Genomic DNA, 15850 nt, shown 5'->3' with positions numbered 1-15850 from the left:
GTTGTCCGCAAGCGGTCGCCGTCGCCACCTGCGTGGTGTCATCCGGTCCGCCCCGAACGTTGTATCGAAAGGCTGTCGTATGGGCTCGGTGGTCAAGAAGCGCCGTAAGCGCATGGCTAAGAAGAAGCACCGCAAGCTGCTGCGCAAGACCCGCGTCCAGCGTCGCCGTCTCGGCAAGTGATCGCCGCCGGGCTCAGAGCCCGGCGTTCGGCGTCGCTTGCCAAACTGTCGACCCCCGGAGGCTCAGGTGATCAGGCCGTGGTCGTCCCGGCTCGGTCCATCCTGCCGGGGTAGGTGCGTCAGATGACCCCCGGTGGCACCTCAGGTGCCCCGGGGGTCGTCGTCGTCACCGGGGTCGGCCGCTATCTGGGTGCCCACGTGGCGGCCCGACTCGCCGCCGACCCGCGGATCGAGCGGGTCATCGGCGTGGACGCACCGGACTCGGGCACCGAGTTCACCGACCTGCTCGACCGGGTCGAACGGATCCGCGTCGACAACGATGCGCTCGGTGGGCTCCTCGCCGACCTGGACGTCGACGCGGTGGTGCACCTCGCACTGGTCAGCTCTCCCGACCCGCAGCACGGTGGCCGGTCGGCCATGAAGGACCAGAACGTCATCGGCACCATGCACCTGCTGGCTGCGTGCCAACGGGCACCTCGGCTGCGCAAGATCGTGGTCCGCTCGTCCACCGCCGCGTACGGGGTGTCGTTCCGGGACCCGGCGGTCTTCACCGAGGAGACCGAGCCACGCGAGGTCCCGCGCGGCGGTTTCGGCCGCGACATCCTCGACCTCGAAGGCTACGTCCGCGGTTTCCGGCGCCGTCGGTCCGACGTCACCGCGACGGTGCTGCGCTTCGCGCCGTTCATCGGCTCGACCGCCGACACCACGTTGACCCGCTACTTCGCGCAGCCCTTCGTGCCGACCGTCTTCGGCCGTGACCCCCGTCTGCAGTTCCTGCACTTCGACGACGCGTTGGAGGTGCTGCACCGGTCGATCGTGGAAGATCACCCGGGCACGTACAACGTCGCCGGCCCAGGGGTGTTGTCGCTGTCCCAGGCGATCCGGCGAGCGGGACGGGTGGCCGTGCCGGTGTTGGAACCGGGCCTCTCCGGTGCCGCCGCGCTGGCCCGCTCCATGGGCTTCGGCCGTTACGGTCTGGACCAGGTCGACCTCTTCGTGCACGGCCGGGTGGTCGACACCAGCCGGCTTGAGCAGGAGTACGGCTTCACGCCCCGCTCCACCGCCAAGGCGTTCGAGGACTTCATCCGCGCCCACCAGGGTGGGGTGGTGGTCACCCGGGGCCAGTTGGCCGTTGCCGAGCAGCTCGTCCTGGACGGCATCCGGCAGGTCCGCTCCGCGGTTCAGGAGCGGCCATGAGCGCGAGGAGTCAGCCGGTTGTACGAGCCGCGCAGTCGCGAACCGAGGTGGCGTCATGACCGGGCCGGCAGAGGGGCGTGACCCGCAGGGGGTCGGGCGCTTCGACGTACCCCAGCAGTCGCCCGCAGCGGACGCGGACCCGGCGCGGCGCAACGGTCATCGGCCGGCGGCGCAGGTCGCCCCGACACCGACGCCCACGCCGGCCGACGAGGTCGACACCGCGGCCACCGACGAGCCCGTCGGCGCGGACGCGGGCGCCCCTGTCGACGCATCGACGCCGGGTGGCACCCCGCCGGCCGTGGCGGACCGGCCGGGGGACCACTGGGACCGCAAGGTCGCCAACGGCCTGGCGTTCCTGCGCCGACGGCTCGCCGGCGACTACGAGGTCGACGAGTTCGGCTTCGACCCGGAGTTGACCGACGCGGTCTTCCACCCGCTGCTGAGGCTGCTCTACCGGGACTGGTTCCGCACCGAGGTCAGTGGGGTGGAGCACGTGCCGGTCGACGGGCCCGCACTGGTGGTCGGCAACCACTCGGGCACGGTGGCGCTGGACGCGTTGATCCTCTCGGCTGCGCTGCACGACAAGCACCCTGCCCACCGCTACCTACGGCTGCTCGGCGCCGACCTGGTCTTCCGGATGCCGGTGGTGTCCGAGCTCGCCCGCAAGACCGGCGGCACGGTGGCCTGCAACCCGGACGCCGAGCGGCTGCTCGGTGGGGGAGACCTGGTCGGTGTGTTCCCCGAGGGCTTCAAGGGGATCGGCAAGCTCTACGCCGACCGGTACAAGCTGCAACGGTTCGGGCGGGGCGGTTTCGTCTCGGCGGCGCTGCGCACGGGCACCCCGATCGTGCCGGTCGCCATCGTCGGTGGCGAGGAGATCTACCCGATGCTCGCCGACATCAAGCCCCTGGCCCGACTGCTCAAGCTGCCCTACTTCCCGGTCACGCCGACCTTCCCGTGGCTCGGCCCGCTGGGCATGGTGCCGCTGCCCAGCAAGTGGCTGATCGAGTTCTGCCCGCCCATCCCGACGGCCCACCTGACCGACTCGGCGGACGACCCGCTGGTGGTGTTCAACCTCGCCGACCAGGTGCGGGAGACCATCCAGCAGACCCTGCACACGTTGCTGGAGCGACGGCCCGACCCGTTCGGTCCCTGAGTCAGTCGGCGCGACGGCGGCGCTGCAACGCCAGGCCGGCGGTGACCGCGCCGGCGACCAGACCGGCCGCCGCGGTCGACGGCACGGCGATCTTGACCGCGCGCCGGCCGGTGCGGAAGTCCCGTACCTCCCAGCCGTGCTGGCGGGCCTGCCGCAGCAGGCTGCCGTCCGGGTTGACGGCCACCGCCCTGCCCACCGCACGGAGCAGCGGCAGGTCGTTGGCCGAGTCGCTGTAGGCCGCGCAGCGGGTCAGGTCGAGCCCTTCCACAGCGGCGAGCTGGGTGACCGCTTCGGCCTTCGCCGGCCCGTGCATCAGGTCACCCACCAACCGCCCGGTGTACGCCCCGTCGACGATCTCGGCGACCGTGCCGATGGCACCGGTCAGGCCGAGCCGTGCGGCGATCACCCGGCCGATCTCCACCGGCGCCGCGCTGACCAGCCACACCCGCTGGCCGGCGCCCAGGTGACCTCGGGCGAGCTGGTGGGTGCCGGCCCAGATCCGGGGAGCCATCATCTCGTCGAAGATCTCCTCGGCGAGGTGCTCCACCTCGTCGACCCGCCAGCCCTGGACGAAGGCCAGCGCGGCCTCCTTGGCCAGCGACATGTCACCGGCGTGCTCCCGGGCCAGCAGCCGGAACCGGAGCTGCTGCCAGGCGAACCGGGCCAGGTCGGAGGTGGTGACGTAGTTGCGGGAGGCGAGCCCACGGGCGAACCAGTAGATCGAGGCGCCCTGCATCATGGTGTTGTCCACGTCGAAGAACGCCGCGGCCGTCGAATCCGGTGCGGTGGCCGGGGCCAGGTCGGTCTCCGCCCAGCCCGCAGTGTGCCCCTCGGCGTCGGTGCTGACCGTCACCTTACGGCTGCGCGCCACGCGACTCCCTTCCTCACCGGTACGACGGATGCCTTCCAGCGAAGGGTAGCCGCCGGATACGGTCGACCGGCCGAGCACAGAACGAACTGTGGCGCGGCCGGTCGGACCTGCGGTATAGGGGGGTGCGGGTCAGCGCGCCCCGGGGCAGGCGCTCGGGTTGGGGCCGAGGGTGTCGCTGGCGGTCGGGGCCGGGAGGCCGCAGGCGATTGCCGCGCGCAGCGCATCCGAACGTTCCCGGATGGTGTCCAGGAGGACCAGCGACCGCTGGGTCCGGGCCCGGTCGGCGCGGGTGCCCCCGTCGAGCAGGCCACTCACCGCCCGGCGTTGCCCCGAGACGAAGGTGTTGAGTGTGTCCAGGCTGCCCGGCTCGGCCCGCTGCACGGCGGCGGCGGTCAGCAGGCGTACGCCCTGCCGGGTGTCGGCGTCCATGTCGTCGAGGACCGCGCTGTAGCCGATCCGGTCGCCGCGCAGCTTGGCTGCCTCACCGACCCGGGTCCGGGCGAAGTCCAGGAAGAGCTGGCCGCGGCTGATGTCCGAGCTGGCCAGGGCGAGTTGCGCGCGTTCGGTCGAGCGCTTCATGCCGTAGAGCGCGTCGCCGGGCACGGCGTTCTCGCTGGCGGCGGAGATGCCGGAGACTGCGATGGCGCCGGCCGCGATGCCGATCAGGATCGCGCCCCGGGCTCGGGCCCGCCGAGCGGTGACCGCCGGCAGCAGCCGCCCGCGGGTCGTCGTCGTGGTGGTTGGTTCGCTGGCCGCCGGTGCGGTGCCCAGTCCTTCGCGTTCGGCGGTCGCGAGCAGCATTGCCCGCAGGCCGGTACGGAAGTCCGGGTTCACCTCGACAGCCGGAGGGTCGACGGTGAGCTGCTGACCCACCGCGACGAGCGGCGCGAGTTGACCGTCCACCCGGGATCGCACGTGGTGTCGTCGAGCGCCGTTGGCCTCGTCGAGAAGCTGCGCGAAGCGCTCGGCGCGCCGGCGGGAGAAGAGGATGTTGTCCACCGCAGGCACCTCCCTCTCGCTGGTCACGGCCGGTCGGCCGCGGTCGTTGCCAGCGACCGGGCGGCAGTGTGACACCACGGAGGTGAGGTGCCGCCGGCGTGCCGGTCGGACCTCGGTGTCCCGGGCCTGCCAGGACATCCACCGGTCGCACCCGGAGAAACGCGGCGGACCGGGCACGGGTTACGGGCCTGGCGGGCCGGAAATTACAGAAAGTGATCGTCGTCACCGGGCGGGACCGACTCTGACCTGCAAGGACGTTGATCGGCGTCCATCGGCCCCGCCGAAACAATCTACGGCTGGAAGCCGTCGGGAAGGAGGCGGGCCAGGGCGCGAACCGCCCGGTACTGGAGGGCCTTGATGGCGCCCTCGTTCTTGCCCATCGCACGGGCCGTCTCGGCGACCGAGAAGCCCTGGAGGAAGCGGAGCACGATGCACTCCTGCTGCTCCGGGTTGAGCTGTTTCACGGCGGTGAGCAGCGCGACGTTGGTGATGTGCTCCACCACCGCGGCTTCCGGGCTGCCCTCCGGGCCCCGGTCCTCCCGGTCGGCGTCGAGCACGTCGCCGGTGGTGACCTCCAGTCGGTAGCGGCCCGACTTGAAGTGGTCCGCGACCAGGTTGCGGGCGATCGTCACCAGCCAGGCGCCGAGGTCGCGGCCCTGCCAGGTGAAGCTGCCGATCCGCTTGAGCGCGCGCAGGAAGGTGTCCGAGGTGAGGTCCTCGGCGAGTTGCCGGTTGCCGACCCGGAAGTAGACGAACCGGAACACGGTGTCCACGTACCGGTCGTAGATCAGACCGAACGCCTCGGACTCGCCGGCCTGGGCCCGCTCGATCAGCGTCCAGACCTCGGTGGCCGGGTCGGACGGGTCCGGGCGGCTCGGGAAGCCGGTCGGGGTGGTGGCGGTGGTGGCCGGCACTGCCGGGATCACCGCTGTCTCACCCGCCGCCGGGTCGGTGGTCACCGCTGGTGTGTCGCTGACCCGACGACCCTGCGCTGGCAACGGCCGGGGCGGTACGGCGACGCGACCCCCGGGCGGTCCACCGTTTCCGCCCGGCACCGCGGGCCGTGGCGTCGGTTCGTTGTGGTGTGGCCGGCTGCGTGTCCGATGCGCCGCGCCGTCGCCCCGCACGGCGGTGCCGTGTGATTCGTCCAGCGGGGAACGGGCCATGGGCCGCTCGTTGACGTGGGAGCGGGCCGGCTGACCGGTCAGGCCGAGCGGGCGTTCCGCGTAACCGAAGGTGGTCACCGGGCTGCCCCCGTCCCGTTGGCCACCGGACGGGCCGGTCTGTAGGTCATCGGGACGGGCCGACCGGGATCCCGGTCGGGCAGGACGGTCATGGGAGTTGCCGGCGGGCGGCAATTCCCCTGGAGGTGCTGGTCCAATGCGCTCACAGGCACGGGGGCCTCCTCGGGCTGAGGGGTGTCGACTCACGGCAAATGGGGTGAGCCGACCCGAGTGATGATAGGGCCAACGTCACCCGCGCGTGGCAAGTCCGTTACACAAGGCGGAAGTATTTCCCGCTCCGCCGCACCGGTGGCGGACCGGTTGTCCGTCGTGTGCGTTTGACTTTGCATCGGCGCGGTGTTCCAGGATGGATCACCTGGTCGGGGGCTGATTGCCCGTTCGGCTGGGCCGCCGCGTCGAGTGGCGCGCCTGCTTGGCCGAGGCGTCTGTGGACGGTGCTGCCCGTCCCATCGACAGGACCTGGACGGTCCGCCGGTGGCACACAGGTGAGTCCCGTTCATGGGACTTTCGCAGTGCGGCGCGGGTGGAGCCCGCCGCCGCGGCGCGCTTCGCCGTAGGTCACCGGTCAGCAGGTGTCCACCGGGCACCCCGGGGAGGCCGAGTCGGCGGTACGGGGTGTGCCGCACCCGAGGACCGGCGAGACTGTGCGGGCGTACGTGGTGCCGGCGCCCTGCCGCCGTGCTCGGCAAGGTAAAAAGGTCCAGCTCCGGCCGGCGACGCCAGCCGACCCACCCGCACCCGCCGACACCCGCACGGAGGTAACCGATGGCCACTGACGCCCGGCTCGCCCTGATCACCCGACCCGGCTGCCACCTGTGCGACGACGCCAAGGCCGCACTCGACCGGGTGGTGGCGGTCACCGGCGACAAGTGGGTCGAGTGGGACGTCACCGGCGACGAGGGGCTGGAGCGGGAGTACGGGGACCGGCTGCCCGTGGTGATGCTCGACGGCAAGGAGCACGGCTACTGGCGGGTCGAGGAGGACCGGCTGCTGCGGGACCTGACCACCCCGCAGCTCTGAGCGGTGCCGCCTAAGGTGCTCTGATGACCCCTGCGCACCCCCACCTCGTGTGGGACTGGAACGGGACCCTGCTCAACGACCTCAGCCTGGTGGTGTCCGCCACCAACGTCGTGTTCGCGAGCCTGGGCGGGCCGACGGTCACCCTGGACGAGCACCGGGTGCGGTTCCGCCGACCGATCGCCGAGTACTACGCCGAGGTGCTCGGCCAGGCCGTCGACGACGACGAGTTCGGCCGACTGGACCGGATCTTCCACGACGCGTACCGCATCGGGTTGACCACCTGTGAGCTGGCCGCCGACGCGCGCACCGCGATGGCCGCCTGGCCGGGCGGCCAGAGCCTGCTCTCCATGTGGTTCCACGAGGAGCTGGTGCCGACCGTGCACACGTACGGGCTGACCGGCCACTTCGCCCGGGTCGACGGGCTGCGGGCCACGGTCGGCGGCGGCCGTAAGGCCGAGTCGCTCCAGCTGCACCTCACCGAGCTGGGCGTGGACGGCGCCTCGGTGGTGCTGATCGGTGACTCCATCGACGACGCGGACGCGGCCCTCGCGGTGGGCGGCCGTGCGGTGCTCTACACCGGCGGGTTCACCGACCCGGCACGGCTGCGTGACTCCGGTCACCCGGTGGCCGACACGCTCACCGACGCGGTGACCCTGGCCCGGGAGATCAGTTCCGCAGGTAGGTGAGGACGGCCAGCACCCGCCGGTGCTGCTCAGTGTCGGGCGGCAGCGTGAGCTTGGTGAAGATGTTGCGCACGTGCTTCTCCACCGCGCCGTCGCTGACCACCAGGGAACGGGCGATGGCGGTGTTCGAGCGGCCCTCGGCCATCAGGGCGAGCACCTCGCGCTCGCGGGGAGTCAGCTCGCTCAGCGGGTCGTCGCGGCGGCGCCGGGCGAAGAGCTGACCGACCACCTCCGGGTCGAGCACCGTGCCGCCGGCCGCCACCCTGCGCAGCGCGTCCAGGAACTCGTCGATCGCGGCCACCCGGTCCTTGAGCAGGTAGCCGATCCCGCCGCCGGCACCGCCGGTGGTGGCGAGCAGATCATCGGCGTACGAGACCTCAACGTACTGGGAGAGCACTAGGATCGGGGTACGCGGCACCAACCGGCGTGCCTCCACCGCTGCCCGCAGCCCCTCGTCGGTGTGCGACGGCGGCATCCGGACGTCGACGATCGACACGTCCGGGCGGTGCTCCACCACCGCCTCGACCAGCGCGTCGCCGTCGCCGACGGCAGCCACCACCTGGTGGCCGCTCTCGGTGAGCAGCCGGACCAGCCCCTCCCGGAGCAGGACGGCGTCGTCCGCGATCACGATGCGCATGGCTGTGTTGTCTACCACGTCCGGCCCGTAGTGGGGGCGCGGCGCGGGACTGATCACAGCATCTCCTTCGTTCGCGACTGCGGGGCTCGCAAACCCGGCTCACTCCTCGCGCTCACAGGGGAAGCTCAGCGCGGATCTCGGTGGGGCCGCCGGCCGGGCTGACCACCACCAGTTCACCGCCGGCGGCCCGGACCCGGTCGGCGATGCCAGCCAGCCCATGCCCCTTGGCCAGGTGTGCGCCGCCCTGACCGTCGTCGCCCACCCGCACCTGGAGGTGGGTGCCCTGCCGGGCGACGGCCACCACGGCCTCGGTGGCCCGGGCGTGCTTGGCGACGTTGGTCAGCGCCTCGGACACCACGAAGTACGCGGTGTTCTCCACCGCCGGGTCGAGCCGCCCGCCCGGCGTGCCGAGCTGTGGATCCACCTGGAGCTCGATCGGGATCAGCCCACGCGCGGCGATCGCGGCCAGGGCGCTGGGCAGGCCCCGGTCGACCAGGATCGGCGGGGCGATGCCCCGGGACAGCGCCCGCAGCTCGGCCAACGTGTCCCGGGTCTGGGTGACCGCCTCGTCGATGGTCCGGCCGGCCGCCTCCGGGTCGGACGCGAGCTGCATCCGGGCCCGGCTGAGGTCCATCGCCAGGCGCACCAGGCGCTGCTGGGGGCCGTCGTGGATGTCGCGTTCCAACCGGCGCAGCGCGGACGCCTCGGCGGACACGGCGGCCCGTTTCTGCTCCTCCAGCACTGTGATCCGGTCGCGCATCTCGGCCACCCCGGTCAGCATGGCCTTGGCGAAGCTGGCCTGGAGAAGCGCGCAACCCCGGATCACGATCGGCAGGGTGATCAGGAAGAACACCCCGATCGCGGTGTTCAAGCCGATTCGGGCGGTGGTCGAGTCGCCCAGGCCGAGCAGTTGGGCCAGGTCCTTGTCACCCTCGCCGTCGGCTCGGGGAAGGGCCCAGTCGTAGGCCCAGTACAGCGAGCCGGCGATCGCTCCGGCCCACCAGACCAGGGCCACCACGAAGGTGCCGGCCGCCGCGATCAGCCGCAGGATGCCGTGCGCCAGGTCGAGCCAGGACTGGGCGTCCCGCATCGGCACGAAGATCCGTCGCCAGGCGTTCGCGCCCGCCTCGGGCAGCCGGTAGTGCGGCCGGATCCGGGGCTGCCGGAGCACCGCGGGCAGCCGCAGCCGCTCGATGTCGGCGAGCCCACGGGCGGCGTACAGGGTGCCGCTGAGGATCGGCAGGCCGACCACCGTCACCACCAGGCCGATGCCGACGGCGGTGCCGACGATGAGGACCACGAAGCTGGCCACCGCCAGGGGCAGGCCGAGCAGCACGTACCCGGAGTCGACGAAGAGTTGGCGGGGGATGCTCGGTGCCAGCGTCGGTTGGTCGCTGGTGGCGGCAACGGCGGTCATGCCCAAAAGGCTAGGCATGCGGGCTTCGGGTCCCCATCCCGAAGCCCTGCCTCTCCCCCGTAGTGCTGCCCCTACCACCTGGCGGGGACGGTCCCTGTGAGGCTCGGCGCGGGATTGGTCAGAGAAGTCGGGATTGAGCAATAATCGCCCGGGTGGCGTGAGCGGAGGCCCGCCGGATCGATCTTGCGGAATGGAGGTGCTGGTGAGGTTGCGTGGCGCAGCGGCAAGATCGCGATTTGTGCACGTCTTCACAAGCGCCTACTCTGTGACTCCGACGCGCCCTGCTAGCACAGCCGGCAATCTCGGTCGCCAGCGGGAGTCCATAAGCGGCCGACCAGCGGAGTTGGCCGAGGATCGCACCGCACGGAGTCTCATGAGTCAGCACCGTCACCCAGGCGCGCCCGGCCGCGCCGGTGCCGTACCGGCGCTACCGGATCTGCCCGAGGCGACCGTCGCTCGGCTGCCGGAGTACCTGCGCGCGCTGCACAACCTCGCCGACACCGGGCACGAGACCGTCTCCAGCGAGGGCCTCTCCGCCGCCGCCGGTGTCAACTCCGCCAAGCTCCGCAAGGACCTCTCCCACCTCGGCTCGTACGGCACCCGGGGCGTCGGCTACGACGTCGCGCTGCTGATCGAGCAGATCGAGTTTGTGCTCGGGCTCACTCAACGCCGGGCGGTCGCCCTGGTCGGCGTGGGTAATCTCGGTCACGCCCTGGCCGGCTACGACGGCTTCGCAAGCCGGGGCTTCCGGATCGCCGCACTGCTCGACGCCGATCCCTCCCGGGTCGGTGAGGAGATCAACGGCCTGGTTGTCCGGCATGTCGACGACCTGCCGACGGTCGCCGCGGAGGAATCCCTGGCGATCGGCGTGATCGCCACCCCGGCCGCAGCCGCCCAGCAGGTCGCCGACCAACTGGTCGCCGTCGGCGTGACGAGCATCCTCAACTTCGCACCGTGCGTACTCTCGGTTCCGGAGGGGGTCGACCTACGCAAGGTCGACCTCGCCATCGAGCTGCAGATTCTGTCCTTCCACGAGCACCGCAAGGCATCGCTGACCGCGCTGCCCGCCACCGGCGGGTCCGCTCTCACCGCCCTGCCGGGCGGGTTCGCGGCCACCGACACCCAGGAGGCGATCGGCACGTGAAACTGCTCGTCGTCGGCGCGTCCTATCGGACCGCCCCGGTCGCCACGCTGGAGCAGCTGGCTGTGCCCCCCGCCGACCTGACCCGCACCCTGGACCGCCTGATCGCCCAGCCGTACGTGGCCGAGGCGGTGATCGTCTCCACCTGCAACCGGGTGGAGGTCTACGCCGCCGTGTCCGGTTTCCACGGCGGGCTCGGCGACGTCTGCGCCGTCCTGGCCGAGCAGGCCGGCAGCCCGCCGGCGGCGCTCGCCAGCCACCTGTACGTGCACTACGACACCGCCGCCGTCGACCACGTCTTCCGGGTCGCCACCGGCCTGGACTCGATGGTCGTCGGTGAGGCGCAGATCCTCGGGCAGCTGCGCGACGCGTACCACTGGGCCACCGGCGCCGACTCGGCCGGCCGGCTGCTGCACGAGCTGATGCAGCAGGCGTTGCGGGTCGGCAAGCGGGCCCACGCCGAGACCGGCATCGACCGGGCCGGCCAGAGCGTCGTCACCGCAGCGCTGGAGCTGGCCGCCGGGCACCTCGACGGCGACCTCGACGGCCACCCGGCCCTGGTGGTCGGTGCCGGCGCGATGGGCTCGCTCGGGGTGGCCACGCTGTCCCGGCTGGGCGCCGGGCCCCTCACCGTCAGCAACCGGGGCGCCGACCGGGCCGTCCGGCTCGCCGAGTCGTACGGGGCGAGTGCGGCGCCAATGACCGAGCTGGCCAACACCCTCTCCACAGTGGACATCGTAGTGGCCGCCACCGCGTCCACCGAACCGGTCCTCACCCGTCCGGTGGTCAGCGCGGCGCTGGCCGAGCGGGACCCGGCCCGGGGGCCGCTGGTTCTGCTCGACCTGGCCGTCCCGCGCGACGTCGAGGATGGTGTCGCCGAGCTGCCCGGCGTCGAGGTGATCGACATCGACCGGATGGCAGCGCTGCTCGCCGACGGTCCGGCGGCTGCCGACGCCGCCGCCGTCGAACGGATCGTGCTGGCCGAGGTGGAGGGCTTCCTCACCTGGCTGCGCGGCGCCGACGTGGCACCCACCGTCGCCGCCCTGCGCGGCCGGGCCGACGACGTGGTCACCGCCGAGCTGCGCCGGCTCGCCCAGCGCCGCCCCGACCTCGGCGACGACCTGCGGGCCGAGGTGGCCCGCACCGTGCACCGGGTGGTGCAGCGACTGCTGCACCAGCCCACCGTCAAGGTGCGCCAGTTGGCCGCGGAGCCCGGCGGCGACCAGTACGCGGCCCTGCTGCGCGAGCTGTTCGACCTCGAGGTCCCGCAGACCTCTCCGGTGGACACCGTCCCGGACGTGCTGACCCCCGACCTCGGCGCGGCACTGCTCGGCACCGACCCGGTGTCCGGAGCCGACGCCACCGAGCCGACCCCGCCCACCGGAGGTGCGCGATGACCGCCCCCCTGCGCCTCGGCACCCGGGGCAGCGCCCTGGCGATGGCCCAGTCCAGCCAGATCGCCGAGGCGTTGACCGCCGCCACCGGCCGCCCGGTCGAGCTGGTGGAGGTGATCACCGCTGGCGACCGCTCCAACGCGCCGGTGCACCGGCTCGGCGTCGGGGTGTTCGTCTCCGCGTTGCGCGACGCGCTGACCGCCAGGACGATCGACTTCGCTGTGCACTCCTACAAGGATCTGCCCACGGCCGCCGCCGCCGGGCTGCACATCGCGGCGGTGCCGGCCCGACAGGACCCGCGCGACGCGCTGATCGCCCAGGGCGGGCGGACGCTCGCCGAGCTGCCGCCCGGTGCCACAGTGGGCACCGGCGCGCTGCGCCGCATCGCCCAGCTGCACGCCCTCGGGCTGCAACTGGAGGTCACCCCGATCCGCGGCAACATCGACACCCGCCTGGCGCGGGTGCTCGGCCCCGAGGCCGACCTCGACGCGGTCGTGCTGGCCCGGGCCGGGCTGGCCCGGATCGGTCGGACCGACGCGATCACCGAGACCCTCGACCCGATGCTCATGCTGCCCGCACCCGCCCAGGGTGCGCTGGCGGTCGAGTGCCGGGTCGATGACCAGGACCTGGTCGAGCTGCTCGCGCTGCTCGACCACGCACCGTCGCGCGCCGCGGTCACCGCGGAACGCGCGTTGCTGGCGACCTTGGAGGCCGGGTGCAGTGCACCCGTCGCCGCCTACGCCGAACTCGCCGAAGGTGACGACGGCGATGAGATCTACCTGCGCGGGGCGGTGATCAGCCCGGACGGCACTCGTGACCTCCGGCTGTCCCGCACCGGAACGCCCGCCGACGCGGCGGAGATCGGTAAGGCACTCGCCGCCGAACTCCTCGACCTCGGCGCCGACTCGATCCTCGGCCACGAAGGACACACCGGCCCGGGGACCCAGCAATTTGGGAGCACAGAATGACCCGCACCCGTAAGCCCGTCGGCCGTATCGCGTTCGTCGGGGCTGGCCCCGGTGACCCAGGTCTGCTGACCCGTCGGGCACACGACGCCCTGGTCGACGCCGACCAGGTGATCTACGACCGGGGAGTCCCGGAGTCGTTGCTCGCCGTCGTTCGTGCCGATGCCAGGGACGATGCCGAGTTCACGCCGGCCGAGGGCGCGCCCGGGGACGTGGCGAAGGTGCTGATCTCCGCGGCCCGTTCCGGGTTGAACGCGGTGCACCTCGTCGCCGGCGACCCGTTCGGCCACGACTCGGTGGTCAAGGAGGTGCAGGCCGTCGCCCGCACCGCCGCCCACTTCGAGGTGGTGCCCGGCGTCGGCCAGGCCGAGGGTGTGGCCACCTACGCCGGTGTGCCGCTGCCGGGTGTGCGGACGGCTGCCGACGTCGAGGACGTCAGCACACTGGACTTCGAGGCGCTGGCCACGGCCGTCGGCCGGGGTTCGCTCGCGCTCGCCGTGGACGCCGGTGACCTCGCCGCCGTCCGGGACGGGCTGCTCGCCGCCGGGGTCGACGGCACCACCGGCGTCGGCGTGACCGGCGACGGCACCGGCGAGACCCAGTACACGACCACGTCGACAGTGGACAGCTTCGTGGCCGCCGCGCTCGGCTTCACCGGCCGGGTGGTGCTCACCGTCGGTGTCGGGGTGGGTCAGCGCGACAAGCTGAGCTGGTGGGAGAACCGCCCGCTGTACGGCTGGAAGGTGCTCGTACCCCGCACCAAGGAGCAGGCTGGCGTGATGAGCGCCCGACTGCGCGCGTACGGGGCGATCCCGTGTGAGGTGCCGACCATCGCGGTCGAGCCGCCGCGCACCCCGGCGCAGATGGAGCGTGCGGTCAAGGGCCTGGTCGACGGCCGGTACGCCTGGGTGATCTTCACCTCGGTGAACGCGGTCCGCGCGGTCTGGGAGAAGTTCGCCGAGCACGGTCTGGACGCCCGGCACTTCGGCGGCGTCAAGATCGCCTGCATCGGTGAGGCGACGGCGGACGCGGTCCGCGCGTTCGGCATCCAGCCGGAGCTGATCCCCACCGGGGAGCAGTCCTCCGAGGGGCTGCTGGCCGAGTTCTCCCCGCACGACGAGATCCTCGACCCGGTGGGCCGGGTGCTGCTGCCGCGCGCCGACATCGCCACCGAGACGCTCGCCGCCGGGCTCACCGAGCGCGGCTGGGAGGTCGACGACGTGACCGCGTACCGGACGGTGCGGGCCGCGCCGCCGCCCGCCGAGATCCGGGACGCCATCAAGTCGGGCGGCTTCGACGCGGTGCTCTTCACCTCGTCCTCCACCGTGCGCAACCTGGTCGGCATCGCCGGGAAGCCGCACGCCCGGACCGTTGTTGCCGTCATTGGGCCCAAGACGGCGGAGACCGCGACGGAGTTCGGCCTGCGGGTCGACGTCCAGCCGCCACACGCCTCGGTGCCCGACCTGGTGGAGGCGCTCGCCGCCTACGCCGTCGAGCTGCGCGAGAAGCTGGCCGCCATGCCGGCCAAGCAGCGCCGCGGCTCGAAGGTGCAGGGCCCGACCGCTCTGCGCTTCCGGTAGTCGTTCGAGGAGGCCCTTCCATGTCGTACCCCGAGATCCGGCCCCGCCGGCTGCGCCGCACCCCGGCGATCCGCCGGCTGGTGTCGGAGACCCGAGTCGACCCGGCCGAGCTGGTCGTGCCGATGTTCGTCAAGGAAGGGCTGACCGAGCCGCGGGCCATCGGTTCGCTCCCGGGGGTGCTCCAGCACTCCCGGGACTCGCTGCGCAAGGCGGCGGCCGAGGCGGTCCAGGCCGGCGTCGGCGGGATCATGCTCTTCGGTGTGCCGGAACGGCGGGACCCGACCGGCTCCGGCGGCATCGACCCGAACGGCATCCTCAACGTCGCCATCCGCGACGTGGTGGCCGAGGTGGGTGACGACACCGTGGTGATGAGCGACCTGTGCCTGGACGAGTTCACCTCGCACGGGCACTGCGGCCTGCTCACCCCCGACGGCGAGGTGGACAACGACTCCACCCTGGCCGCGTACGCCGAGATGGCGGTGGCCCAGGCCGCCGCCGGGGCCGGCATGGTCGGGCCGTCCGGGATGATGGACGGCCAGGTCGGCGTGGTGCGCCGGGCGCTCGACGCAGCCGGGCACCAGGATGTCGCCGTGCTGGCGTACGCCGTGAAGTACGCCTCCGCCTTCTACGGCCCGTTCCGGGAGGCGGTGGAGTCGGCGCTGGAGGGCGACCGACGCACCTACCAGCAGGACCCGGCCAACCTGCGCGAGTCGCTGCGTGAGGTGGCGCTGGACGTCGCCGAGGGCGCCGACCTGGTGATGGTCAAGCCGGCGCTGCCCTACCTCGACGTGGTGTCGGCGGTGCGGGCCGCGGTGGACGTCCCGGTCGCCGCCTACCAGGTCTCCGGTGAGTACGCGATGGTCGAGGCTGCCGCCGCGAACGGCTGGATCGACCGGGAGCGCGTGATGTTGGAGACGCTCACCTCGATCAAGCGGGCCGGCGCGAAGGTCATCCTCACCTACTGGGCGGTCGAGGCCGCCGGGCTGCTGCGCCAGCGCTACTGACCCCAGGTCCAACTCTGACCGCGCTGTCTTCCTAGCGTGCGGGGGCGGGCGCGGCACCGGCTCGCGCACGGCCGGCGCGTCCTGACCGCGTGTCCCGTCGGCGGGCGCGGTTGAGCTTCCCGGCCGTTCCGGCTCGTGGACCGACCGACCTGCGGGCCCACCGACCTGCGGACCTGCGGTCCTGCCCGGCGATAACGGCTAGCGCAGCGTAACCATCTGACGAGCCGCCGCCACCACCTCCCCTGCCGCCTTTGCTCTGCACCCACGACGGCGACGCTCACCCTCCGCTCTCGGTGCATATTGAACTGCAGAGCAAAGGGGGCGAGCGGGGGTGGTGTGTCTGCTGGCGAGGTTGGGGATTC

General features: G+C 72.4%; 16 protein-coding genes. 11 read left to right on the top strand and 5 right to left on the bottom strand.

What is annotated here, in order from left to right; translation table 11 throughout:
* Positions 1-79 precede the first annotated feature (79 nt).
* The 3 genes from KBX46_RS04290 to KBX46_RS04280 all read left to right on the top strand — a co-directional run bounded on the left by KBX46_RS04290 (position 80) and on the right by KBX46_RS04280 (position 2533).
* Positions 80-181, top strand: a complete 102-nt coding sequence (locus KBX46_RS04290; RefSeq protein ID WP_007465623.1) for a 30S ribosomal protein bS22 — start codon at positions 80-82, stop codon at positions 179-181.
* A gap of 122 nt (positions 182-303) precedes the next feature.
* Positions 304-1377: an NAD-dependent epimerase/dehydratase family protein gene (locus tag KBX46_RS04285; protein ID WP_088952039.1), complete on the top strand. Its 1074-nt coding sequence runs from the start codon at positions 304-306 to the stop codon at positions 1375-1377.
* A 298-nt stretch (positions 1378-1675) separates the two neighbouring features.
* Positions 1676-2533 (top strand): lysophospholipid acyltransferase family protein, encoded by an 858-nt coding sequence (locus KBX46_RS04280; RefSeq protein ID WP_088952038.1) that lies wholly within the window; start codon positions 1676-1678, stop codon positions 2531-2533.
* A 1-nt stretch (position 2534) separates the two neighbouring features.
* On the opposite strand, the gene KBX46_RS04275 is transcribed toward KBX46_RS04280, so the two are convergent.
* From KBX46_RS04275 to KBX46_RS04265, 3 genes are all read right to left on the bottom strand, one after another.
* On the bottom strand, positions 2535-3404 hold the full coding sequence (locus KBX46_RS04275) for an HAD family phosphatase (RefSeq protein ID WP_088950341.1): 870 nt from the start codon (positions 3402-3404) through the stop codon (positions 2535-2537).
* Between the two features lie 129 nt (positions 3405-3533).
* Positions 3534-4412 carry a DUF5667 domain-containing protein gene (locus KBX46_RS04270; RefSeq protein ID WP_374224941.1) on the bottom strand — a complete coding sequence of 293 codons (879 nt, stop codon included), beginning with the start codon at positions 4410-4412 and terminating at the stop codon, positions 3534-3536.
* Between the two features lie 281 nt (positions 4413-4693).
* Positions 4694-5647, bottom strand: a complete 954-nt coding sequence (locus tag KBX46_RS04265) for an ECF subfamily RNA polymerase sigma factor, BldN family (protein WP_088950340.1) — start codon at positions 5645-5647, stop codon at positions 4694-4696.
* A 572-nt stretch (positions 5648-6219) separates the two neighbouring features.
* On the opposite strand from KBX46_RS04265, the gene KBX46_RS32840 reads away from it, so the two are divergent.
* The 3 genes from KBX46_RS32840 to KBX46_RS04250 are packed head-to-tail and all read left to right on the top strand — an operon-like array spanning position 6220 to position 7353.
* Positions 6220-6423, top strand: a complete 204-nt coding sequence (locus tag KBX46_RS32840; protein ID WP_210791028.1) for a hypothetical protein — start codon at positions 6220-6222, stop codon at positions 6421-6423.
* Positions 6413-6667 (top strand): glutaredoxin family protein, encoded by a 255-nt coding sequence (locus KBX46_RS04255; protein ID WP_030329740.1) that lies wholly within the window; start codon positions 6413-6415, stop codon positions 6665-6667. Before KBX46_RS32840 ends, KBX46_RS04255 begins: the two co-directional genes overlap by 11 nt.
* A 23-nt stretch (positions 6668-6690) precedes the next feature.
* On the top strand, positions 6691-7353 hold the full coding sequence (locus tag KBX46_RS04250; protein WP_210791026.1) for an HAD family hydrolase: 663 nt from the start codon (positions 6691-6693) through the stop codon (positions 7351-7353).
* On the opposite strand, the gene KBX46_RS04245 is transcribed toward KBX46_RS04250, so the two are convergent.
* Together KBX46_RS04245 and KBX46_RS04240 are read right to left on the bottom strand one after the other, a co-directional pair.
* Entirely contained in the window at positions 7334-7987 is a 654-nt protein-coding gene (locus KBX46_RS04245) for a response regulator transcription factor (protein WP_088950337.1), read from the bottom strand. The two genes, KBX46_RS04250 and KBX46_RS04245, sit on opposite strands and share 20 nt — an antisense overlap.
* Positions 7988-8099: 112 nt before the next feature.
* Positions 8100-9404, bottom strand: a complete 1305-nt coding sequence (locus tag KBX46_RS04240) for a sensor histidine kinase (RefSeq protein WP_088950336.1) — start codon at positions 9402-9404, stop codon at positions 8100-8102.
* A gap of 373 nt (positions 9405-9777) precedes the next feature.
* On the opposite strand from KBX46_RS04240, the gene KBX46_RS04235 reads away from it, so the two are divergent.
* Genes KBX46_RS04235 through hemB form a run of 5 tightly spaced genes read left to right on the top strand, consistent with a single transcriptional unit; the run spans position 9778 to position 15488 of the window.
* The gene (locus tag KBX46_RS04235; RefSeq protein WP_088950335.1) at positions 9778-10548 is read left to right on the top strand and encodes a redox-sensing transcriptional repressor Rex; all 771 of its coding nucleotides are present in this window, start codon (positions 9778-9780) and stop codon (positions 10546-10548) included.
* Positions 10545-11942 carry a glutamyl-tRNA reductase gene (locus tag KBX46_RS04230; protein WP_099848822.1) on the top strand — a complete coding sequence of 466 codons (1398 nt, stop codon included), beginning with the start codon at positions 10545-10547 and terminating at the stop codon, positions 11940-11942. Before KBX46_RS04235 ends, KBX46_RS04230 begins: the two co-directional genes overlap by 4 nt.
* Positions 11939-12907, top strand: coding sequence for a hydroxymethylbilane synthase (hemC, locus tag KBX46_RS04225; protein WP_210791023.1), 969 nt, complete (start codon positions 11939-11941; stop codon positions 12905-12907). Before KBX46_RS04230 ends, hemC begins: the two co-directional genes overlap by 4 nt.
* Positions 12904-14484 (top strand): uroporphyrinogen-III synthase, encoded by a 1581-nt coding sequence (locus KBX46_RS04220; protein WP_088950332.1) that lies wholly within the window; start codon positions 12904-12906, stop codon positions 14482-14484. Before hemC ends, KBX46_RS04220 begins: the two co-directional genes overlap by 4 nt.
* 20 nt (positions 14485-14504) lie before the next feature.
* A complete protein-coding gene (hemB, locus tag KBX46_RS04215; protein WP_210791021.1) occupies positions 14505-15488 on the top strand; it encodes a porphobilinogen synthase in 984 nt (327 codons plus the stop codon).
* Positions 15489-15850: the final 362 nt, after the last annotated feature.

Source organism: Micromonospora sp. C81 (assembly GCF_018070425.1).
Classification (GTDB): Bacteria; Actinomycetota; Actinomycetes; order Mycobacteriales; family Micromonosporaceae; genus Micromonospora; species Micromonospora zamorensis.
This window is presented reverse-complemented; position numbering and strand designations above follow the sequence as displayed.